General features: G+C 70.4%; 10 protein-coding genes. 5 read left to right on the top strand and 5 right to left on the bottom strand.

Translation table 11 applies throughout. From position 1 onward, the window contains the following. The first annotated feature begins 35 nt into the window (after nucleotides 1-35). The 4 genes from OV090_RS06545 to OV090_RS06530 all read left to right on the top strand — a co-directional run bounded on the left by OV090_RS06545 (nucleotide 36) and on the right by OV090_RS06530 (nucleotide 9,780). A complete protein-coding gene (locus tag OV090_RS06545; RefSeq protein ID WP_267702631.1) occupies nucleotides 36-3,608 on the top strand; it encodes a right-handed parallel beta-helix repeat-containing protein in 3,573 nt (1,190 codons plus the stop codon). 48 nt (nucleotides 3,609-3,656) lie between these two features. Further along, entirely contained in the window at nucleotides 3,657-3,947 is a 291-nt protein-coding gene (locus OV090_RS06540; RefSeq protein ID WP_267702630.1) for a hypothetical protein, read from the top strand. A gap of 41 nt (nucleotides 3,948-3,988) precedes the next feature. Beyond that, nucleotides 3,989-7,525: a right-handed parallel beta-helix repeat-containing protein gene (locus OV090_RS06535; protein ID WP_267702629.1), complete on the top strand. Its 3,537-nt coding sequence runs from the start codon at nucleotides 3,989-3,991 to the stop codon at nucleotides 7,523-7,525. Nucleotides 7,526-7,686: 161 nt separating this feature from the next. Next, nucleotides 7,687-9,780: a S9 family peptidase gene (locus OV090_RS06530; protein WP_267702628.1), complete on the top strand. Its 2,094-nt coding sequence runs from the start codon at nucleotides 7,687-7,689 to the stop codon at nucleotides 9,778-9,780. Nucleotides 9,781-10,546: 766 nt separating this feature from the next. On the opposite strand, the gene OV090_RS06525 is transcribed toward OV090_RS06530, so the two are convergent. Continuing rightward, nucleotides 10,547-11,704 (bottom strand): hypothetical protein, encoded by a 1,158-nt coding sequence (locus OV090_RS06525; RefSeq protein WP_267702627.1) that lies wholly within the window; start codon nucleotides 11,702-11,704, stop codon nucleotides 10,547-10,549. A 171-nt stretch (nucleotides 11,705-11,875) separates the two neighbouring features. Beyond that, complete coding sequence (locus OV090_RS06520; protein WP_267702626.1) at nucleotides 11,876-13,267, bottom strand: hypothetical protein; 1,392 nt, start codon at nucleotides 13,265-13,267, stop codon at nucleotides 11,876-11,878. Nucleotides 13,268-13,272: 5 nt separating this feature from the next. On the opposite strand from OV090_RS06520, the gene OV090_RS06515 reads away from it, so the two are divergent. Further along, the gene (locus OV090_RS06515) at nucleotides 13,273-14,358 is read left to right on the top strand and encodes a hypothetical protein (protein ID WP_267702625.1); all 1,086 of its coding nucleotides are present in this window, start codon (nucleotides 13,273-13,275) and stop codon (nucleotides 14,356-14,358) included. 301 nt (nucleotides 14,359-14,659) lie between these two features. Here the strand turns inward: OV090_RS06515 and OV090_RS06510 are convergent, their stop codons facing one another. From OV090_RS06510 to OV090_RS06500, 3 genes are read right to left on the bottom strand one after another with little or no spacing between them, the layout of a single operon-like run. Next, nucleotides 14,660-17,011, bottom strand: a complete 2,352-nt coding sequence (locus tag OV090_RS06510; protein ID WP_267702624.1) for a DUF4215 domain-containing protein — start codon at nucleotides 17,009-17,011, stop codon at nucleotides 14,660-14,662. Nucleotides 17,012-17,050: 39 nt separating this feature from the next. After that, the gene (locus tag OV090_RS06505; RefSeq protein WP_267702623.1) at nucleotides 17,051-19,294 is read right to left on the bottom strand and encodes a hypothetical protein; all 2,244 of its coding nucleotides are present in this window, start codon (nucleotides 19,292-19,294) and stop codon (nucleotides 17,051-17,053) included. Between the two features lie 43 nt (nucleotides 19,295-19,337). Further along, nucleotides 19,338-21,686 carry a DUF4215 domain-containing protein gene (locus OV090_RS06500; RefSeq protein WP_267702622.1) on the bottom strand — a complete coding sequence of 783 codons (2,349 nt, stop codon included), beginning with the start codon at nucleotides 21,684-21,686 and terminating at the stop codon, nucleotides 19,338-19,340. Nucleotides 21,687-22,501: the final 815 nt, after the last annotated feature.

The following is a 22,501-nucleotide window of genomic DNA, read 5'->3' as shown; positions in this document are numbered from 1 at the left end:
CCTGCGCCCACGCCCTCATCCCGGAAGTCTCGACCATGGCAAACCACGACCTCTCCCGCCACCTCTTCCGCCCCGCGAATCGCTACACCGGCCTGCGCATGCAGCAGGGCCGGCCCATGCTCGACTCGGACTTCAGCGAGGGCGAGATGCTCGACGACGAGGACCAGCGCGCGGTCGCCGTCGACGTGATCGGGCCGCACGGCTCGCCCGACATGGGCTTCCATATCCAGAGCCCGTCGACCAGCGTCTACGACTTCTCCATCCTCTCCGGCAGCTATTACCTCGGCGGAATGCGGCACGAGATCGTCGGGACGACCGTCAGCGCCGACGCCACGGCCACGGCCGCGGGCACCTCTTTCACCGCGCCGCAGCGCTTCCGCGCCCAGACCGACTGGCTGCAGGCCACCCGCCGGGGCCAGCTCCCGCAGCCGCCGTCGCTGCCGGCCGACGCGCGCCGCGACCTCGCGTACCTGGTCGGGTGGGAGCAGGAAGTCTCGGCCGTCGAGGACCGCGAGTTCCACGAGATGGCGCTCGGCGGCCCTGACACTACCACCCGCATCTGGCGCGGCCATCGCGTGTACGTCCACGAGAACGTCCCCGAGGGGTGCCACGACGCCTTCGAGAAGCTGGTGGAATCGCTCGAGTCCGGCGGCAACACCTTCGACTGGGCGAATCACGAGTTGAAGTCGGGCGCGCGCCTCACCGTCGTGATCGACGAGCCCGGCGCCGACGACCTGTGCGAGCCCGCGATCCCGCCGGGCTATTCGGGTGTGGAGAATCAGGCGATCCGGGTGCAGGTGATCGCGCGGTTCCGGCTGTTGTGGAGCTACGACAACGCCGCGCCGCTGTACCGCGTGCGCACGTCGAACGATTCGAACGCCACGGTCGTCGAGTTCCTGACCCAGCCGCGCGACCAGGCCCACTACCCGGTGGCCGGGCAGGTGTTCGAGATCTTGCCGTTCGGCGCCCAACTGGCCAACGACGAGTACACCGCCGATTATCCGATCGCCCACAACATCGGCGGGGGCGTGCTCGCGCGGGTGCTCGATGCGTACGACCCGGTGCGCCGCACCGTCAAGGTCCAGCTCGAGTCCGCGGACGCGCTCGCGGCGATGACCGAATGGTTCGGGCCGAACGGCGTGGCCCCCGAGAAGCGGTGCTTCTATTTGCGGGTGTGGAACCCCGGCGACGGCAGCCGGACCGGGCCGATCGGGCTCGGCTTCAAGATCGACGAGGAGGTCGCGCTGCCCGGGACCGGCCTGCGGATCAAGATCAGCAAGCCGGGCATCGTCGGCGATCACTGGATCATCGCCGCGCGGCCGTCGACCCCGACCGAGGTGGTGCCGTGGACCCTGCGCAGCGGCGAGCCGCCGCACGGACCGCGGCGGTTCTACGCCCCGCTGGCGATGCTCCACTGGACGTTCTCCACGGCCTTCGGCCGCGGCGTCACCGTCGATTCGTGCCGCCGGACCTTTCAGCCGCTCACGCGCCGGAAGGGCTGCTGCACGGTCACGGTGGGCGATGAGAACAAGAGCTTCGGCGACTTCACCAGCATCACCGCGGCGCTGGCCTCGATCCCCGTCGACCAGCCGGCCAAGATCTGCGTGTTGCCGGGCGAGTACCGCGAGCAGGTCGTCATTCACGGGCGGAGCCACCTCGTCATCGAAGGTTGCGGAGCGACCACGCTCCTCGCCACGCCGACGACCAGTGCGACCACGGCAGGGCTGATCGAGATATCCTCGAGCCACGACATCGTCCTCAAAGACCTCACGATCGAGGCGAAAGGGCAGTTCGGGGTCAAAATCGCCGATTTGCTGGTAAAGGACGAGCCCCCGCCCCCCCAGCGGCGGATCCGTCTGGAGGGGCTCTCGATCAAGACGATGGGGGACACAGCGCTGCCTGCGCCGGGGCTGACGACCCTCTGGACTCCCGCCACGGGCGCGGCACCCTTCCCGATGGCGACGATCGCGGCACTCCTCGTCGACGACCTGCGGATCACCGGCTGCGTCACCACCATGGTCGGAGATCTGAGCGGCGCACCGAACATCTCCCTGTCTTTCTGCACCGCGGTGACGATCCGCGGCAACCGGATCCAGACGGTCGACAACGCCAGCGCCAAGCGGCTCGCGTGGGGTGGGCTCCAGATCGGCGCCCTGTGCGAGCGCGTCCTCGTCGAGGACAACTGGATCGAGGGTGGCAGCGGCCATGGCATCACCTTCGGCATGGGCCAGGCCGTGGCGGACGATCAGGACGAGCTCGATGTCTTCGACCCCGTCGGGCGCTTCGCCCTGGTCGCTGCGGGCACTCTTTACAACTCGAAGGCGAGCCTGCTCGTGTCCGCCCCTCCGGCGGGAGGAGGCACTCCCGTGGAAGTCGGCTACCACGCCAACTGCCGCGACATCCGCATCCTCCGCAACACGATCACCGGGATGGGCAGCTCCGGGATCTCGGTGCTCGGCTTCGAGAAGGCCGGGGAAGTGGACGACCAGTACGAGGCGATGACGACGCACGACGTCGAGATCGCCGACAACGTCATCCGCGGCAATTGTGCGTACCGCTTCGCTGGGGCTCCGTTGCCCGATTACGTGGAATACGCGGCCGTGGGAGGGATCGTCCTCGGCGACGCCGACAACCTCCGGATCCACGGCAACACGGTCCTCGGCAACGGCCCCGAGGAGACGGTCTATCCGATCTGCGGGATCTATCTGATGCACGGGGAGAACGTCGCCGTCGAGAACAACCGGGTCACCGGCAACGGCAAGCACGGAGTGGACACCGCGACCCCAGGTCATCGCCCCGGGATCGGGCTGATGCTGACGGGCCGCCGGGCGACGGGAGGCGAGGGAGACGACGCGGTCGAGGGCGACGCGCTCATGCCCGCGGCGCGGGTCCGCGGCAACGTCGTGCATCATCCGATGGGCAAGGCGCTGCAGCTCTACGGCATCGGCCCGATGTTCGTCGAGGGCAACGTGTTCGTCGCCAAGGCCCGCGGGATCATCCTCGCGGGCGACAACACCGGGCGTTGCGTCGACATCCACAACCTCGGCCAATCCCCGGAGCTCATCGATTCCGGGGTGATCCCCGGCGACCTCGGCTTTCTGGCCGCGCCGCCGCTCTTGTGGAGCTCCACGGACCCGGTGCCCGTCGAGCCGATGCTCGTCGACGGCCGGATCCTCTTCACCGGCAACCAGGTGCGCTACAGCCCGGAGGGGATCGAGATGAGCGCGATCCACTGCGTCAATCGGTTCCAGTCGTACGGCGACGTGGCCGTGCTCGACAACCAGTTCTTCGTGGATTTCCCCTCCACGACCTCGGGCAGCCTCGAGAACGACACCATCGTCGCCGCCTGGTCGACGCGGACTGCCAACAATCGCTGGGTCGATCCCGCGACCGCGGAGCCGTACCAGACGGTCGCCTCGGCCACCACCGCCGCGCGCATGAACATCACCGCGCTCAACCAGGCGACCCGCTGCATCCACGTCCTGACCAGCGCCACCCTGCCGGTCATCGCCGGCAACCCCGTCGACTACAACCAGACCCTGACCCCATGCCACGAGGACGAGGAGGAGGAGGAAGAGGATCCTACCATCCCCGTGGCCCCGCCGTGAGCCACGCCGAGCTCTTCACCCTCGCTCGCCCTCAAGGAGATCACCGCCATGGACCCGAAGCAGCAAGCTCTTCACTTCTATCAATCGCTCGGCGCGGCCGACGAGTTGTCCCGCAAGCTCCTCACGCGCGCCGCCCGGGTGCAGCGCGGCCGGGCCGCCGCGCTCAAGCGCAAGATCGACGACCTGGACAAGGGGGGGGCGCCCAAGGAGGAGCTCGCCAAGCTCGAGGCGGAGATGGAGCGCCGCGAGACGCTGGCGGGCAGCTACGACAAGCTCGATTCGGTCATCGGCAAGGCCATCGCCAAGCGGGCCGAGCTGGACGAGCAGAAGTTCAAGTGATCGCCGAGAACGGCGCAGTGTGACCGATTACCGAGGTTTCCATGGCCACGCAAGACATCTCTCGTCATCTCTATCAGCCGGAGAAGCACTACGGCGGCGCCCGCCTGCAGAAGGGGCGGGTGATCCTCGACTCCGATTTCAACGAGGGCGAGATCCTCGACGACGAGTCCCAGCGGCTCGTCGTGGTCGACGTCGTCGGGCGCCACGGCTCGCCCAACCTCGGCTATTCGATCGGGAACGTCTCGAAGGATCCCTACGACTTCACGATCGGCTCGGGGACCTACTACCTCGGCGGGATGCGCCACGAGATCACGAGCCCGTCCGGGAGCACGACGACGCAGAAGTTCCTCAAACAGAGCAACTGGCTGCAGTCGAACCGCATCGGGGTGTCTCTGCCGAGCAAGCCGCTCGGGGCGCGGCATGACCTGGTCTATCTCGTCGGCTGGGAGCAGCCGGTCAGCGCGACCGAGGACGGCGAACTGCTCGAGGCGGCGCTGGGCGGCCTGGACACCAGCCAGCGCATGCGGCGGATGGACCGCGTGGTGGTGGCGACGGGCACCGCCGGCACTTGCGCCGCGGCCTTCGAGGGCTTCGTCGGTAAGTTCACCGGGGCCGGCCACTCGTACGATTGGGCCAGCGGCGAGCTCAAGTCCGGCGCGCGCCTCACGGTGAGCTTCGCGCCCGTCCCGACGCCGGACGACCTCTGCAGCCCGTCCGGAGACGGCTACAGGGGCCACGAGAACCAGGCGATCCGGATCCAGCTGTTCGCGCCGAACATGTACCTGTGGAGCTACGACAACGCCGCGCCGCTCTTCCGGGTCCGCGCGAGCGTCACCGGCAGCGAGGTCACGGTGGAGTTCTTGACGGCGCCCTGGCAGCAGGAGCAGTTCCCGCTGAAGGATCAGGTGCTCGAGATCTTGCCGTGGGGCGCCCAGATCGCCAACGGCGAGCGCGTCGCCGATCACCGCATCGACGCCGAGATCGGCGGCGGCGTGCTCGCGCGGGTCACGACCTCGTACAACCCGCGCACCAAGACGCTCAAGGCGAGCATCGAGGACCCGACCCTGCTGTCGCGCATGCTCACCTGGTTCGGTCCGATCCCCCTCGCCGACCAGTACCTTTACTTGCGCGTGTGGAACCCGGGCGGCCCGAAGCCGGGGGTGGGCGTCGATACGTACGGCACCGTGTTCGTGCCGAACGCTCCGGCGGAGCCGCTGCCCGGCACCGGGATCAAGGTGGCGTTCAATCAGGTCGGCGTCGTCGGCGACTACTGGATCATCGCCGCCCGCCCGAACACCCCCGAAGAGGTCGTCCCGTGGGCGCTGAAGTTGCCGGGCGCCGCCCCGAGCGGCCCGCGGCGCTTCTATTGTCCGCTGGCGATCGTCCACTGGACGCTCGTCGATGAAGCGCTGCAGGTCGCGGCGGAGTCGTGCCGTCGCACCTTCCGGCCGTTGACGCGCCTGTCGGGCTGCTGCAGCGTCACCGTCGGCGACGGCGCGACCAGCCACGGCGATTACACGAGCATCCAGCAGGCGATCCTGGCCTTGCCGCCGAACGAGCCCGGCAAGGTCTGCGTCCTGCCGGGCGTCTACGAGGAGCGCGTCCACGTCGTCGGCCGCAGCAACATCGTGGTGGAGGGCTGCGGCCCGCGCACGGTCTTGCGATCGCCGCCCGGCGACACCCAGTCGAAGGCGATCTTCACGCTCGAGCGGGGCGACAGCATCAAGCTGCGGAACTTCGCGGTCGAGGCCGTCGGCCAGTTCGGGATCGGGGTCGTCGGCGGGGTGGTGGCCGGCAGCTCGACGCCGGTGCCGTCGACCCGGATCACGCTCGAGAACCTCGTCGTCACGACCTCGCGCGACGCCACGCAGGATCGGCCGACGGTCGACGACCTGGCGATCACCGACGACATCGCCGCGTTCCCGCTCTGCACGGTCGGCGCGATCGGTGCGGTCGACCTCAAGATCCTCGGCTGCGAGCTGACGATGATCGGTGACCTCAGCGCCGCCGCCAACGTGCTGCTCGTCGCGTCGGCCCAGGTCGTGGTGCGCGACTGCCTGATCGCCACGCCGCCCGGGGTCGCGGCCATCAGCCGGGCCTGGGGCGGCCTGCACATCGCGGGGTATTGCCACGACGTGCTGGTCGAGCGCTGCGAGATCCGCGAAGGCCTCGGTTATGGCATCACTCTCGGCAGCGTCCGGCGAGTACCCGCCGCGGGCGGTCCGCCGAGCACGCCGCCCACGACTCCGCCCGATAATTCCAGCGCCGTGGATCCGGGCGGAGATTGCCCGGGCGTCGGCGGGGGGCTGTCCGATTTCGACGCCGGCGATCAAGCGTCGGAGCGGCTCCTCGCCGACCCCGGACCTTTCGACGTGCGGATCTGCAACAACCGGATCCACAAGATGGGCAGCTCGGGGATCTCGGTGCTCGGCTTCTTCCCGGAGGAGAACGGGCTGGCGGCGCCGCAGATCGAGGTGAGCTCGCTGGTCATCGCCGACAACGTCATCGAGCACAATTATACGCACCCGAGCGAGCAGCCGCCGAACGAGGGGCTGCGGGCGGTGGTGGCATTCGGCGGGATCGTCCTCGCGGACGTTGACCGGCTGCGGATCCACGACAACCGGATCTTGCACAACGGCGCCGACCACCGCTACCCGGTCTGCGGGATCTACGTGCTGCACGGCGAGAACCTGGTGATCGAGAACAACGACATTCGCGGCAACGGGCCGCGGGTCGCCGACGACGGCGGTCAATCCGGGCACCGCGCCGGCATCGCGCTGCAGCAGGTCGGTCGGCGCATCACCCCGGGCGACCGCCCGAGTTCGTTCGAGGTCGAGGCCGAGAGCGGGCTGCCGGCGGCGCGCGTCCGCGGCAACGTGGTCGCGCAGCCGGCAGGCCGGGCGCTGCAGATCTATGGCGTCGGCCCGATGTTCGTCGAGGGCAACGTGCTCGTCAGCGAGGGGCTCGTCGGCCTGGCGCCCGAGGAGCGCAGGTTCGCGGGCCATTGCGTGGAGATCCACAACATCGGTCAATCGCACGAGCTCACCCGACTGACCTCGTTCCCCGCGTTCATGGGCACGTTCCCGCGGACTGCGCTGCCCAGGCCGATCTTGCCTGACTCGGCCCTGCACGACGGGCGGGTGCTGTTCACCAACAACCAGATCCGCTTCAGCCCGGTCGCTCGCGCCGGCCTCGACGTGTTCAGCGCCACGCGGATCCTGTCGTACGGCGACGTCGCGGTGCTCGACAACCAGTTCTTCACCAGCCTCGCGCCCGACGACGGGCTGCTGCTGCACGACACCGTGGTGGCGGGGTGGTCGACCCGCGTCAGCCTCAACCGCTGGGAGGACCCGCCGGGGCGGACCAGTCGCAGCGGCCCGCACATCACGACGGTGTCGGCGACGACGGTCGGCTTCATGAACATCACCAGCCTCAATCAGGCGACCCGCTGCATTCACGTCCACGGGCTGCCCGAGAACACCGACACCGACAGCCCGATCGACGACGACAATCAGATCTTCGACATCGAAGAGTGCTCGGCGATGCCGCCGCTCGCGCAGCTGTTCAGCGGGACGTGAGCGGCTGCCGGTCTTCTGGTGCAGGACGCGGCGAACGGACTCGCCGCGCGCCGCGGTGGGCGGGACCGAAGACCCGGGTGGCGCGCGAGGGCCGGCTTGAAACCGAACCCCGCTCGCCCTGGGTCCAAAGAGGCCTCGCCGGCGCGCCGGCTCCTTCACCGATGGCCGCACGCACCCGACTCCTGCTCACCTCGTTCGCCCTGACCGCCTTCGCCTGTGCGGCGCGCTCCGGCTCCACCGCGGACGGGCCCGCAGAAGCGCCGCCCGCCGCGCCCACCGCCGCGACCCCGTCCGGCCGGGCCGACCCGACGCTCATCCCCCGCGCGGTGCTGTTCGGCAACCCCGACCGCGAGGCCCCGCAGCTGAGCCCCGACGGCGCGCGGCTCCTGCACCTCGCGCCGGTCGACGGCGTGCTCAACGTGTGGGTCGGCCCCGCCGACCAGCCCGACGCGGCCAAGCCGATCACCCAGGACCGCCTCCGCGGCATCTACCAGGCCGAGTGGAGCGCCGACGGCCAGCGCGTCCTCTACCTGCAGGACCGGGGCGGCGACGAGAACTGGCACCTGTACGCGGTCGACCCGGCGACCGGCGAGTCGCAGGACCTCAGCCCGCACGCCGGCGTGCGCGCGCAGATCGTCCAGGTCAGCCCCCGTCGGCCGCGCGAGATCCTGGTCGGCATGAACGACCGCGATCCGGCCTGGCACGACCTCTACCGCGTCGACGTGCGGACCGGCGCGCGTACCCTGGTCCACCGCAACGAGCAGCGGATCGCCCGCTACATCGCCGACGATCAATACAAGCTCCGCTTCGCCATGCGCGAGCTCGCCGACGGCACCAGCGAGCTGCTCGCGCCGAAGGGCAAGGACTGGCAGCGGGTGTTCGCGATCGGCCTCGAGGACGGGATGACGACCGACCCGATCGGCGTCGACGCGACCGGCCAGACGCTGTACCTGCTCGACAGCCGCGACCGCGAGACCGAGGCGCTGGTCGCCCGCGACGTCCGCACCGGCAAGCAACAGGTGCTCGCGGAGGACGCGAAGACCGGGGTCGACTTCGTCCTCACCGACCCCCGGAGCCATCGCCCGCTCGCAGTCACCTTCACGCACACGCGTCAGCGCTGGCAGGCGCTCGACCCGGCGGTCGAGGCCGACTTCGTGGCGCTGCGCGAGGTCAGCGACGGCGACTTCACGATCACCAGCCAGACCCTCGACGGCCGCCAGTGGATCGTCGCCTACCGCCTCGACACCGGCCCCAATCGCTACTACCGCTACGACCGCACGACGCGCCGGGCCGACCTGCTGTTCGTCGCCGACGCCGAGCTCGCCGCGCTCACCCTCCGCAAGATGCACCCGGTCGTCATCCCCGCGCGCGACGGGCTCGAGCTGGTCAGCTTCTACACCTTGCCGGCGGCCGCCGATCCCGACGGCGACGGCACGCCGAGCGCGCCCGTCCCGCTGGTCCTGCTGGTCCACGGCGGCCCGTGGTCCCGCGACGAATGGGGCTTCGACCCGAACCATCAATGGCTCGCCAGCCGCGGCTACGCGGTGCTGAGCGTCAACTTCCGCGCCTCGAACGGCTTCACCAAGCGCCACCTGAACGCCGGCGACCACGAGTGGGCCGGCAAGATGCACGACGACCTGCTCGACGCAGTCGCCTGGGCCAACGACAAGAAGATCAGCGATCCCGCCCGCGTCGCGATCATGGGCGCGAGCTACGGCGGCTACGCGACGCTGGTCGGCCTGACCTTCACGCCGGACGTGTTCGCCTGCGGGGTCGACGTCGTCGGCCCCTCGAACCTCGAGACGCTGCTGCGCAGCGTGCCGCCGTACTGGGCCGCCAAGGCGGCGCGGTTCGCCGCACGCGTCGGCGACGTCGGCACGGAGGAGGGGCGCGCGCTGCTGCACGAGCGTTCACCGCTGCACCGGGTCGACAAGATCGCGCGCCCGCTGCTGATCGGCCAGGGCGCGAACGACCCGCGGGTCAAGCAGGCCGAGTCGGACCAGATCGTCCAGGCGATGCAGTCCAAGGGCCTGCCGGTGACCTACGTGCTGTACCCCGACGAGGGTCACGGCTTCCAGCGGCCCGCCAACGAGATCTCGTTCAACGCGGTCACCGAGGCGTTCCTCGCCCGCTGCCTCGGCGGCTCCTATCAGCCGATCGGCGACGATTTCAAAGATGGTGCGAGCATCGAGGTCAGAGTCGGCGCGGAGCACGTGCCGGGCCTCGCCGAGGCGCTGCGGGCCCGCGGCACGTGATTCACCGCCTCGCGCAGCCCCGCGCGGGCGAGGCGAGAATACGAGGTCATCGAACTGCGCATGCAAGAGAGCGAAGACCACGGCACGAGTTGGCTGCCAAAGAGCCGCTGGTCCGCGGATCGAATTCGAATCCATGTTCGACACGGAAAATTTCTCATGAAGCGACCTGGGCCCTGCGTGGTCTCAATGTTCGACAGACCTGCTACGTGTGCGCTCAGCAGTGAGCAAGGAGGAGAACATGAAACCCCTGACGACTGTATTGTGTGGAGCGCTCCTGGTCCTGTGCGGTTGCGGCACGAGCGTCGACGTGCGACCAACGGACGGCTCGAGTACCTCGACCCTCGCGGAGCCGAGCACAGGGATGGAGACGAGCACCGGGGTGGACCTGTGCGAGCTGGAGTTCGAGCCGGACAGCGAGGCGCTCGATCCCGATCCTGAGGGATGTCATGACATCCAGGACGAGCCGACATGTGTCGCCAAGACGGACAAGTGCATGGGACTCTATGGCGTCCCCGCCTCGTACGACTGCGAGCCCTCGGCATGGTGCATCGCCGACCCGAACTCCACGACGTTCAGCGGATGTCGGCCCACGACGATCTGCAAGCGGAGGTCGAAGAGGGTGTGCACGACGACAGGCCGCCGAGTGGAGGCCTGAGCCCGAGCGGCCGCGCCAGCCCGACCAGCGTGCCGCTTTCGGCGCCCGGAAGACACGCCAGGCGCGGTTACTCGTCGCGGTTCTCCGGGTCGCGGCGCGCAGCCCGAAGGTTCACTCTTTCGGCGGGTCGAACTGTCCGTACTCCCCCTCGCCCCAGCAGACGACGCGCGAGTCCGACTGCCGGATCGCGCAGCCGCCGTTGTGATCGCCGCGGAAGGTCGTGTAAGCGCCGGGGAGGATGGGGACGCCGTCGCCCATGCCGTTCTCGAAGTACAGGAGCTCGCCGCTCTGCCGCAGACCCACGAGGGCGTCGGCCTCCGCGAAGCCCCCCGACGCGAACAGCGGCGCGACATAGAGGCTTCCCTCGGAGCCGGGCTCGAACCAGACGAGTTGGCCCTTGTCGTTCATCAGCCTGACCGACTGGAAGGTGCTGCCGATGAACTTCGTGTACGTCCCCTCGGCGGCTCCGTTCCAGACGCCGCCGCCGCAGCTCGCCCCCCAGTCGCCCTTGACCGGCCTCCTCCAGCACACGAGCGAGCCGTCGCCCCGGAGCCCGCACATCTGGCAGTTCCCCTCGCGGGCGTCTTCGAGGGCCACGTACGGACCCGGCGGCGGCGTCTCGATCGCCGTGTACCCCTCGGCCACCCAGCACGTCACCTCGTCGTTCGCCGCCATCGCGCAGCCGTAGGGATATTCGCCCCCGGCGAGCACGAAGGGCCCCCCGGGCAGGTCCAGGGGCTCCGACGGGAAGTCCCGGATGCGGTGCAGCTCGCCGCTTTCGAGCACCGCGTAGAAGCACTGCGGGCTGACGGACTTCACCTTGCCAGGCGGGACCTTGAAGAACGGAGAATCGACAAGTCCCCAGCAGACCAGCTCGTCGTCCGGCGTCACGCCGCACATGGAGGTCGCATCGTTCCTGCACAGCTGCTTCAGGGCGATGCCGACCTTGAAGGGATCCTCGCCGCCGGTCTCGGTCGGGTCCTCGGTCGTCACCTCTCCCGTCGAGGTCGTCGAGGTGGTCTCGCTGGTCTCAGCCTGCGAGGTGCTCCCGCTGGTCTCGGCCTGCGAGGTGCTCCCGGAGGTGATGTCGCCGGTCGTGGAGCCGGGCCCCGTGCCGACGTCGGTGGGTGTCGAGCTGCCCTCGGACGAGGTGCCGGTCGCGCTGGAGCCCGAGGACGACTCGCTGGTGGTTTTGGTGTCGCTCGCGGCGGGGTCGGTGCAGGCGACGAGGGCGAGCGCGATCGTGAGTGAATGTGAGGGGCGAAGCATCGGGAATCCTCAAGGTTGGTCGTACGTGTCTACTACGACCAAAAGCCCCCGGCCGCCTCAGCTCCCTCGGCCCTCCCGTACCCAGCCGCGCGGTCGAATGCCCGCTTCGAACTTCTCGAGCGCTCGGCTGATCTGTACATTCGGCGCTGGGCCGCGCCGAGGGCTCGTGGCTCAGCCGGCGGCCTGGAGCAGGGCGCCGATCGAGGGCGGGAGCGCCTCCGGTGAAGGGAGACGCTGCCGGACGGTCGCCACGAGCTCCGCGTTCCCCGACGCGAGCGCGCCGAGGGTCGCCTCGACGAGGTTGGCGGGGAACAGCTCGCGCTGCTTTCGCGCCTCGTCACGCGCGAACGCGAGCTCCACGAACGCACCGGCGCGCGCGGGTCCCAGCGCGCGGAACGCCTCCAGGCAGAATGCGGCGAGACGGTCGAGCCCTGCCACGTTCATGGGATAGCCGTGTACGAGGCGTTCGACGAGGCGCTCGAACGACGCGGGGACCTCTGCGCCTTCGCGCCGCGACGCCAGTGCGGCGTGGCACGCGAGCACGGACTGCGTGAAGTGGATGGCCGTGCTGACGGAAGCCGCGCGCACCTCGTCCGTGACGGCGTCGAGCGCGGCCCACAGCGGCTCGGCGCGCGGCGTGAGGTCGAGGAATGCGGGCAGGAGCGTCGAGTCGTTGAGCCGCTGGACGGCCAGCAGGACCCGCACGAGCGTGGGCTCGTCGAATCGCCGCAGCACGTCCGGCCGCAGCCCGAGCGACCTCGGCTTGGCGAAGTGCTCCGCGTGCGCGGCGTCCCACACCTCGGCCGGCGCGATGCCGCCGACGGCCTTGAGCAGGTCCTCGGCGCCGACGCTGCGGATCCGACCTTCGGGCGTCGGCAGGTGGGCCCCGATCTTCTCGATGAAGTGATCGATCAGTCCCCGCGCGAGCTCGGGCTCGATAGCCTCTCCGACGCGCGCACGGGCGGCGTCGAGGATGAGCCGGCCGACCTCGGAGAGCGAGGCGCGGGAGTCGCGGAGGCGCGCCGGATCCTGCTGATAAGCCAGCAGGCAGAGCGCATCGAGCCCACGGCTGTAATGCTGCGCGCGCTGGAGCAGCCCGACCACCATCTCCGGCGCGAGGAGGTCGGGCGGCGCCGTCCCGCCCTCGAACGGCATCGACAGCGCGAGCATGGCGTCAGGGTGCTCGGGCCCCAGCTTCCCGTTGGCGAACAGGCCGTGGAGGAAGCGTGCGGCCTCGGCCGGCGCCTTCGTGCCCTCGTTCTTCGTCAGGATGGTGAAGATCGCGTCCGCGCTGGTCTCGGCGGCCTTTGCCTTCTTGAGGACCTTCTTCTCGAGCGCTGTGTCGGTGGCTGCCTTCGCTGTGGACATCGTGTTCCTCGCGGAGCGCCGGGCCGCCCCTGTCGCGGTCGCCGGCGGGCGGGAGGAGTACGCCGAATGCGTGCAGGAAATCAAGCCGGGGCGCGCGTCGGCCGCTCGTACCTCGGTCTGGTCTTTACCTACCTCGACACTTCGTCGCTCTACAAACATCGCCGTCGATGCGGTATTACTGGCATCGTCGGACACCGTCGATGTGCCTGCGCCTCTCATCGGGTCTCGTCTGCGTCGTCGGGGTGGTCGCGCTGGGTCTGACCATCGCGCCTGAAGTTTCGGCCGCTCCCGCCCCGCCGGCTGCGCCTGGGACGCCGCCCAAGAACATCCGCGCCGCGCTCTCCGACGTCGCCCTCGAGCCGGACGGCGGCGGTCGTCTGCGCCACCGCGGCGACGGCTTCACCGCGATCATCCATCCCGACGGCGCGTTCGAGTTTCGCGATCACGGCGGGTACGCCGGGCTCAATCTCTTCGGCCTCGACATGTTTCGCCGCCGCTTCCGCGAGCCCGAACCAGAGCGCCACCCGCCGATCTGGATGGGCATCCGCGAGGCACTGTTCTTCCCCCAGGGGCGGTTGCCGGTCGCGGCGGGCTTCATCGCCCACTTCGGCGGCCTCGCCGACGGCCCGCGCGAGGACCGGCACAAGAGCGCGAAGCGGCACTTCCTGGCCGCGACCGAGCGCCTGCGCGCTCACCTGGCCAATCGGGCGTACCGGGAGAGCTTGCAGCGAGAGCTCGCCGAGTTGGGACCACACCTCGTCGAGCTCTGGCACGACGAGACGCTGGCGCTGGCCGAGCGCAAGCGGCAGATCTTCGAACGCTGGGCCGATTGCGAGGACCCTTCGACGCCCGCCCGCAGCGAGCGCGACGTCCTGCGCCACGCGTTCGCCGACGCGGCCCGCGCCAAGATCGAGGCGTTCGTCCGCCAGAGCGCCCCGCGAGGCTCGCAACAGGCCTACACCCGGGCCGAGCTCGCTCGCCTCAATCGCGGCCGCACCGGCGAGTCCCGCTTCCGTCCTTATGACGCTTCCAGACCGGCGCAGGAGATCGCAGACTTCGAGGCGGTCCCCGACATCGACACGCCGCTGCTCCCACCCCCGTCGAGCCCTACCGCGCCTGCCGTTCCCGTGCTACCGGAGCCGCCGCCACGCACGAACGTGCCGCCCGCTTCGCCGCGCATGAGCCCACCTCCCGACATCGGCCGGCCCTTCACTGCACCCGAACGAAACGCGCCCCGGCGGAAGGGCATGACGTTGCCCCTCTGCTTGTTCACCCGCAGCTGTTAGGCGCGGTCAGGGGGTCGACCGGAAATCGCCTCGGCTACTCACGGAATAGCCCCGAATCATCGCCTCCGCGTTCCTCGCCCAATGGGGTGTTCTGGGAGGGATTGGCCAGGGTCCCGACGCGACTCGGCGTAATAACCGGCCTCACCTCGCCGAGGGCGGTGTGGTGGTCGTCGCCAGCCACCTCCGCCACAAGGATCTTCGGACCGCGAGCGACTACCTCGAGCGTCGCTGCGGCGTCGGGGAGACGCAATTCCGAGCACTCGTCAGTGCTCGGAATCTCGAGTGGAATCTCGACTTCCTCTCACTGTTCGAAGCAATACAGGCGGCGCAGCCCGTTGCAGGTCGCAGGGTTGCCGTTGTCGCTCCAGACGGCATTGGACCCGTTGCTGCGTCCGTACTCGCCGGTGACCGCCGAGCTATTGGTCGTCCAGTTGGTGCAGGTGGCGGTGGTGGCCTGGCCGTTCGGGCCGGAGCCGGTCCACACGTCCGACGCGCTGGGCGTGGTGCCGAGTTCGGTCACGCTGAGGGCGACATCGATCGTCCCGTCGGTCAGGTCGGCGAGCGTGTTGGCCAGCAGGATGTTGTCGATCCGTCGATAGCCGGGCAGGGGCGGCACGAAGCGCGTCGAGGGCGAACTGGCGTCGGTGCTGAGCCACACGTCCCAGGTGCCGCCGAGGCCGGCCGCGTCGGCCCGCGTCTGGCACTTGGCCGCGGCGCCTGCGAGGCCGCCGAGGTTGCCGTCGTACGTGGTGCTGGTGACGAACGCCCGCTTGGCAGCCTGGCATTCGAAGCAGCCGTCGCCCTGGACGGCGTTGCCGTCGTCGCACGGCTCGTGGCCGGCCCACGCGTAGCCGTCGCCGCAGACGGGCAGCTGGCAATGGTTCGGGCAGCTGTCGGTCTGCACGAGGTTGCCGTCGTCGCAGCCTTCGCCGAGCTGCACGTGGCCGTCGCCGCAGGCCGGGAACTTGCACGAGAGGGTGCAACTGCCGGTGTTGTTGTTGCCGGCGCCCGCGTCGCACTGCTCGCTGCCCTGGAGGAAGCCGTCGCCGCACTTCGGCAGCTTGCACACGTTGGTGCAGCCGTCGGTGTTGACGAGGTTGGCGTCGTCGCAAGCCTCGCCCGGACCGACGGCCCCGTCACCGCAGAAGGCGCCGGTGCAGTCGAGCTTGCAAGACTTGTCCTCGCCGTTCTCCGCGCCGCCGTCGCACTGCTCGACGCCGAGCCACAGGAGGCCGTCGCCGCACACGTTCTGCTGGCAGCTCAGAGTGCAGGCGCCGCTGTTGCTGTTGAGGTCGTTGTGGTCGCACTGCTCGCCGAGGCTCGGCTGGATGAAGCCGTCGCCGCACACGGGGGCGCGGCACAGATCGGTGCAGCCGTCGTCCTGGTCGTGATCGACGCCGTCGTCGCACTGCTCGCCGGGATCGACGACCCCGCTGCCGCACGTCTCGAGCGTGCACACCGGGCTGCAGCCGTCGCCCGCCATCAGGTTGTCGTCGTCGCAGCCCTCGGCGGGGCCGAGGTGGCCGTCGCCGCACACGTTGAGCTGGCAGCTGGCGAGGCAGCCCTTGTTCGGTCCGTTGTTCGGGCCGTTGTCGCACGCCTCGTCGCCGCTGCCCTGGTCGTGGACGAGGCCGTCGCCGCACACCGCGATCGCGCAGCCCAGAGTGCAGTCGCCGCCGTCGCTGTTGCTCGCGCCGGCGTCGCAGGCCTCGCCGGCTTGCAGGAAGCCGTCGCCGCAGGCCGCGTCGGTGCACGCGGTGGTGCAGGCGTCGGTGTCGATCGGATTGCCGTCGTCGCACGCCTCGGTGGCCTGGACGATGCCGTCGCCGCAGGTCGGGACGGTGCACGCGTCGGTGCAGTCGTCGTCGTTCACCGGGTTGCCGTCGTCGCAGCCCTCCATCGGCCCGGCGTGGCCGTCGCCGCACACGTTGATCGTGCAGTCGAGCTTGCATGCGGCGTGGTCGCCGTTGTTCGCGCCGCTGTCGCACTGCTCGCCGGGGCCGAGGTCGCCGTCGCCGCAGACGTTGAGCAGGCAGTTGGCGCGGCAGGCGGCGGCGGGGCCGTTGGCGGGGCCGTGGTCGCACTGCTCGCCGACCACGGTCTGCAGCACGCCGTCGCCGCAGCTGGCCGCCGCGCAGGTGTTGCGGCAGGCGTCGTCGTCGACGGTGTTGGCGTCGTCGCAGGTCTCGGGCGGCTGGGCGATGCCGTCGCCGCACGAGGCGAGGACGCAGGCGTTGGTGCAGGCGTCGCCGTCGACGTCGTTGCCGTCGTCGCAGGCCTCGCCCGGACCGACCAGGCCGTCGCCGCAGACTGCGTGCAGGCACTGCGAGGTGCAGGGCTTGTGGTCGCCGTTGGCAGAGCCCTGGTCGCACTCCTCGCCCGGGCCGAGCTCGAGGTCGCCGCACACGTTGAGCTGACAGTTGCTGCGGCAGAGCTGGCCGGGGCCGTTGTTCGGACCGTGGTCGCACTGCTCGCCGAGGCCGAGCTGGCCGTCGCCGCAGACGCCCAGGCTGCCGCCGCTGCCGAGGTTCGGCGGGTCGACGTCGAGGTCGACGGCGACGTCGGCGTCGCAGCCGGCGGCCGCGAGCAGCAGGGCGCCGGTGATCCGGGCCGCGCGAATGCCGAGAGTACGGAGGATGGTGTGGTTCTTCATGTCAAAGTCTCCAGTGATTCGTGAGGTCGCGCGGACGGGTCATTGTTCGAAGCAGTACAGACGGCGCAGATCGCCGCACGAGAGCACGGAGCGGATGCTCCATTCGTCGTCGACGGCCTGGGTCCGACCGACCCACCCCTTGGCGGACTCGTTGCCGACGAGCCAGTTGTTGCAGGCCGACTCGAACCCGTTGTTCAGCACCGGTCCGGCGCCGGTCCACACCCAGTCGGTGCCGACCTGGCCGCCGAACTCGTTGACGCTGATCGGCGCGTCGATGAACCCGTCGACGAGGTCGTCCCAGTCGTCGGCCACGATCGCGCCGTCGATGCGCTGGTAGCCGGTCGTCGAGTGGGTGAAGCGCGCCTCGGGCGTGCTCCCCAGGATCACGAGATAGGCGTCCCAGACGCCGCCGAGGCCGGCCAGGTCGGCGCGAGCCTGGCACTTGGCCTTGCCGCCGGCGATCCCGCCCAGGTTGCCGGTGTAGCCGATGGCGGTGACGAACACGCGCTTGGGCAGGGTGCAGTCGTCGCTGCAACCGTCGCCGGTGACGTTGTTGCCGTCGTCGCACTGCTCGTGGCCGGTCCACAGCGCGCCGTCGCCGCAGGTGGCTGTCTGGCAGTCGTTGGTGCAGGCGTCGTGGTCGTCGTGGTCGCCGTCGTCGCAGGTCTCGCCGGCCTGGACGAGGCCGTCGCCGCAGCTGGCGATCAGGCAGGTGAGGGTGCAGGCGCCGGCGTTGTCGTTGGCCGGGCCTTCGTCGCACTGCTCGCCGACCTGCACGACGCCGTCGCCGCAGGTCATGACCTTGCACGCGCTGGTGCACGCGTCGTCGTCGTCCTCGTCGCCGTCGTCGCAGGCCTCGCCGGGGCCGACGACGCCGTCGCCGCAGAGGGCCCCGGTGCAGTCGAGCTTGCACGGCGTGTCCTCGCCGTTGTTGGCGCCGTGATCGCACTGCTCCTCGGCGAGCCACACGTGGCCGTCGCCGCACACCGCGAGCGCGCAGCTCAGGGTGCAGGCGCCGCCATCGCTGTTGCCCGCGCCGGCGTCGCACTGCTCGCCCAGGCTGGCCTGCACGTGGCCGTCGCCGCAGGCGGGCACGGTGCATTCGTCGGTGCAACCGTCGTCCTGGTCGCCGTCGGCCCCGTCGTCGCACGGCTCGCCGGGATCGACGATGCCGTTGCCGCACGCCTCGAGGGTACACGTCGCGGTGCAGCCGTCGCCGCCGACGAGGTCGCCGTCGTCGCAGGCCTCGCCGGGGCCGAGGTCGCCGTCGCCGCAGACGTTGTGCTTGCAATCGGCGAGGCAGGCGTGACCGGGGCCGTTGGCCGGGCCCTCGTCGCATTGCTCGGCGCCGCCGCCTTGATCGTGCAATAGGCTGTCGCCGCAGGTAGCGAGCGCGCACGCGAGGGTGCAGCCGCCGCCGTCGCTGTTGCCCGGCCCGTCGTCGCAGGCCTCGCCGGGCTGCACGTGGCCGTCGCCGCAGGCCGCGGCGGTGCAGGCGGTGGTGCAGGCGTCGGTGTCGATCGGATTGCCGTCGTCGCAGGCCTCGGTGGCCTGGACCACGCCGTCGCCGCAGGTGGCCGCGACGCAGGCGTCGCTGCAGGCGTCGAGGTCGACCGCGTTGCCGTCGTCGCAGCCCTCCATCGGGCCGACGTGGCCGTCGCCGCACACGTTCAAGGCGCAGTTCGACTTGCAGGCGGCGTTGTTGCCGTTGCTCGGGCCGTTGTCGCACGCCTCACCGGGGCCGATGTCGCCGTCGCCGCAGACGTTGGTGGTGCAGTTGGTGCGGCAGGCGGCGTTCGGGCCGTTGGCGGGGCCGTGGTCGCACTGCTCGCCGGCGGCGGGCTGGTGGTGGCCGTCGCCGCAGGCCGCGGGGACGCAGGCGGAGGTGCATAGATCGGTGTCGAGCGGATTGCCGTCGTCGCACGCTTCGCCGGGACCGGCGAAGCCGTCGCCGCAGGCGCTCGGCTTGCATTGGGGGGTGCAGGGGGCGTCGGGGCCGTTGTCGTCGCCGTCGTCGCACTGCTCGCCGGGACCGAGGTCGCCGTCGCCGCAGATGTCGAGCTGACAGTCGGCGTGGCACGCCTGACCGGGGCCGTTGGCCGGGCCGTGGTCGCATTGCTCGCCGGGTTGGAGCTCGCCGTCGCCGCAGGCGCCGCCGGCGGTGCCGACGTTGATGTCGACCGCGACGTCGAGGGCGCCGTCGCAGGCCGGGATCACGAGCTGCAGGCCGGCCGCGAGCAGGCCCGCCTGCAAGGAATGAATGGGTCGAATGTGGATGGACATGACGAAAAAATCTCCAGAAGGATGTCGAGGGGGCGGCCCGGGCTCATTGCTCGAAGCAGTACAGGCGCTGGAAGGTCTGGCAGGAGGCGGCGAGGAAGAGCGAGCGCGCGGTCCAGTGAGAGTCGGCGGCGTCGCTGCGGCCGTCGTAGGCCTTGTTCGTGGACAGCGAGCTGGTCCAGTTCACGCACGTCTCGCCGAGGGCGCCGCCGTGCGCGGCGGTGCCGGTCCACACGCCGCCGGCGGGCACGGGCGTGCCGAACTCGTCGACGTCGATCGGCGCATCGAGGGTGCCGTCGATCAGGTCCGCCCAGCTCTGGGCGATCTCCGGGCCGTCGATGCGGGCGTAATGCGTCGTCGACCGGATGAACCGGATCGCCGGGTTGCTGACGTTGGTGCTGATCCAGGCGTCCCAGGTGCCGCCCAGGCCGGCCGCGGCGGCCCGCGTCTGGCAGTAGGACCGGGCGCCGGCGAGCCCGCCCATGAAGCCCGAATACGTGGTGCTGGTGACGAACACGCGCTTGGGCCGGGAGCAGACAGCGTTGCAGCCGTCGCCGCCGAGGGTGTTGCCGTCGTCGCAGGTCTCGACGCCGGTCCGCACCGCGCCGTCGCCACACACCGCGATCTGGCACGTGTTCAGGCAGGCGTCGTTGTGGTTGCTGTTGCCGTCGTCGCAGGCCTCGACGCCGGCGCGCAAGAAGCCGTCGCCGCACTTGGCCGCAGTGCAGCCGAGGGTGCATTCGCCGTTGTTGTCGTTGAGCGGCCCGAGGTCGCAGCCCTCGACGCCCTGCTTGAGGCCGTCGCCGCAGGTCGGCAGCTTGCAGGTGTTGCTGCAGGTGTCGTCGTCGAGCGCGTCGGCGTCGTCGCAGGCCTCGCCGGGGCCGACGTAGCCGTCGCCGCAGTAGCCCAGGGTGCAATCGAGCTTGCAGGCGTGGGTGTTGGCGTTGCCGGCCCCGTCGTCGCACTGCTCGACCGCGAGCTGGACCAGGCCGTCGCCGCAGGTCGCCAGCTTGCACTGGCTGGTGCAGTCGCCGCCGTCGCTGTTGCCGGCCCCGTCGTCGCACTGCTCGTCCTTGCTGGGCTGGACGAAGCCGTCGCCGCAGCTCGGGAGCATGCACGCGTCGGTGCAGCCGTCGTCGGGGTCGCCGTCCTGGCCGTCGTCGCACTGCTCGCCGACGTCGACGATCTCGTTGCCGCACGCCTCGTGGGCGCAGGTCGGGCCGCAGCCGTCGCCGCCGGCGAGGTTGCCGTCGTCGCAGGCCTCGCCGGGGCCGAGGTCGCCGTCGCCGCAGACGTTGAGGGTGCAATCGGCGAGGCAGGCGTGACCGGGGCCGTTGGCGAGGCCCTCGTCGCACTGCTCGTCGCCGCCGCCCTGATCGTGGACGTGGCCGTCGCCGCAGGTGGCGAGGGTGCAGGCGAGGGTGCAGGCGCCGCCGTCGCTGTTGTCCGGGCCGTCGTCGCAGGCCTCGCCGGCCTGGACGAAGCCGTCGCCGCAGGCCGCGAGGGTGCAGGCGTCGGTGCAGTCGTCGGTGTTGTCGGCGTCGCCGTCGTCGCAGGCCTCGCTGGCCTGGACGACGCCGTCGCCGCACAGCGGGACGACGCAGGCGTTGCTGCACGCGTCGAGGTCGACGGCGTTGCCGTCGTCGCAGCCCTCCATCGGGCCGAGGTGGCCGTCACCGCACACTGCGAGGGCGCAGTCGAGCTTGCAAGCGGCGTTGTCCGCGTTGCTCGGGCCGTTGTCGCAGGCCTCGCCGGGACCGATGTCGCCGTCGCCGCAGACGTTGAGCTTGCAATTGGCGCGACAGGCCGCGTTCGCGCCGTTGCCGGCCCCGTCGTCGCACTGCTCGCCGGCGGCGGGCTGCAGGTGGTCGTCGCCGCAGCTGGCGGGGACGCAGAGGGCGGTGCATAGATCGGTGTCGTCGCCGTTGCCGTCGTCGCAGGCCTCGCCGATCTGGACGATGCCGTCGCCGCAGGCCGGGAGGCCGCAGGCGTTGCTGCACGCGTCGTGGTCGACGTCGTTGCCGTCGTCGCAGGCCTCGCCGGGGTCGACGACGCCGTCGCCGCAGACCGGACCCGGCGCGCAAGTATTGCTGCATTCGTCGTCGTCGACGTCGTTGCCGTCGTCGCAGGCCTCGCCCGGGCCGACGTGGCCGTCGCCGCAGACGGCGAGGGTGCAGTCGAGCTTGCAGGCGGCGTCGTTGCCGTTCTCGGGCCCGTCGTCGCATTCCTCGCCGGGATCGAGCTGACCGTCGCCGCAGGGGACGTCGGGCGCGGGGTTGGTGATATGGATCGAGACTTCGACGCCACCGTCACAGCCGGTGGCCAAAAGGTGCAGGGCCGTCGCCAGCGTGCACGCATAGGCGCGACGAACCTCGAGATACTTCGTGTTCTCCATCTGTTTGCTACTCCGATCGATCGGTTGGATAACGGCGACCCACGCCGTGGCCGCCAGGCGCGGCGCGAGCGTGGGTACCGGCACGATCGCTACGGCCGCGGGACACTAGGCCCCGGCCGGTCGCGATGCATTCGCCCGCGGATATTCGCCGACGGTCGACGCCAATAGATCATCACCTGAACTTCGAGCCATGTGAGTTCGGGCCAGCAGATCCTGGCGGCGAGCGGCGAAAGTCGCGCGATTGTGCGCGGCAGGACGCGAATCGACGCTGCACCAGGACGACTCGGCGCGGACAGGCCGGCGAGGCAGGCCACTTAATAAAAAGGAATTGCGATCGGTGCCGCGGGAGTCGTCACTTCGGCGTCGTACCCGTCGGAGCGTTGTCATTACCGACGGGGGACGACGCGGCGTCGGATCGCGGTCGGACGAGATCGCCGGTCGGGATCGCGGCCCGTCCCGGCGGGACGACGCGGCTCCGGGTGGCCGACCGGGCAGCGATCGCCTCATTACGATCGGCGCGTCAGCGCGTCGGGGCGGAGATCGGCGCGAGACGGTGAGTCGGCCTCGATCCGCCGGACCGTCGCCGGCGAGGCGACGAAGCCGTCGCCGAACGCGACGCCGTAAACCTCGTCGCCCCGTCGCCGCGGTAGCGGCCCGTCGAAGGCGCCGGTCAGCACCTGTATCAAAATATGGGCGCAGCCGACGACCAGGGACTCGTCCTCCCCGGCGGCGACTGTGTCGGCGTAATCATGCTTCGGGTGGCCGTCGCGGAAGAGCGTCCACGCCGCACCGCGAGGCGCCGTTCGAGCGAGCCG

This window comes from Nannocystis sp. RBIL2 (genome assembly GCF_026626745.1).
GTDB lineage: Bacteria > Myxococcota_A > Polyangia > Nannocystales > Nannocystaceae > Nannocystis.
Note: the sequence above shows the minus strand (reverse complement) of the source record. Positions and strands in the feature narration are given on the sequence as shown.

Coding starts and splice junctions, on each gene's coding strand:
- OV090_RS06535 (WP_267702629.1), top strand. CDS start 3,989: ATGGCCACGCAAGACATCTCTCGTCATCTCTATCAGCCGGAGAAGCAC.
- OV090_RS06500 (WP_267702622.1), bottom strand. CDS start 21,686: ATGGAGAACACGAAGTATCTCGAGGTTCGTCGCGCCTATGCGTGCACG.
- OV090_RS06540 (WP_267702630.1), top strand. CDS start 3,657: ATGGACCCGAAGCAGCAAGCTCTTCACTTCTATCAATCGCTCGGCGCG.
- OV090_RS06505 (WP_267702623.1), bottom strand. CDS start 19,294: ATGTCCATCCACATTCGACCCATTCATTCCTTGCAGGCGGGCCTGCTC.
- OV090_RS06530 (WP_267702628.1), top strand. CDS start 7,687: ATGGCCGCACGCACCCGACTCCTGCTCACCTCGTTCGCCCTGACCGCC.
- OV090_RS06545 (WP_267702631.1), top strand. CDS start 36: ATGGCAAACCACGACCTCTCCCGCCACCTCTTCCGCCCCGCGAATCGC.
- OV090_RS06525 (WP_267702627.1), bottom strand. CDS start 11,704: ATGCTTCGCCCCTCACATTCACTCACGATCGCGCTCGCCCTCGTCGCC.
- OV090_RS06515 (WP_267702625.1), top strand. CDS start 13,273: ATGTGCCTGCGCCTCTCATCGGGTCTCGTCTGCGTCGTCGGGGTGGTC.
- OV090_RS06510 (WP_267702624.1), bottom strand. CDS start 17,011: ATGAAGAACCACACCATCCTCCGTACTCTCGGCATTCGCGCGGCCCGG.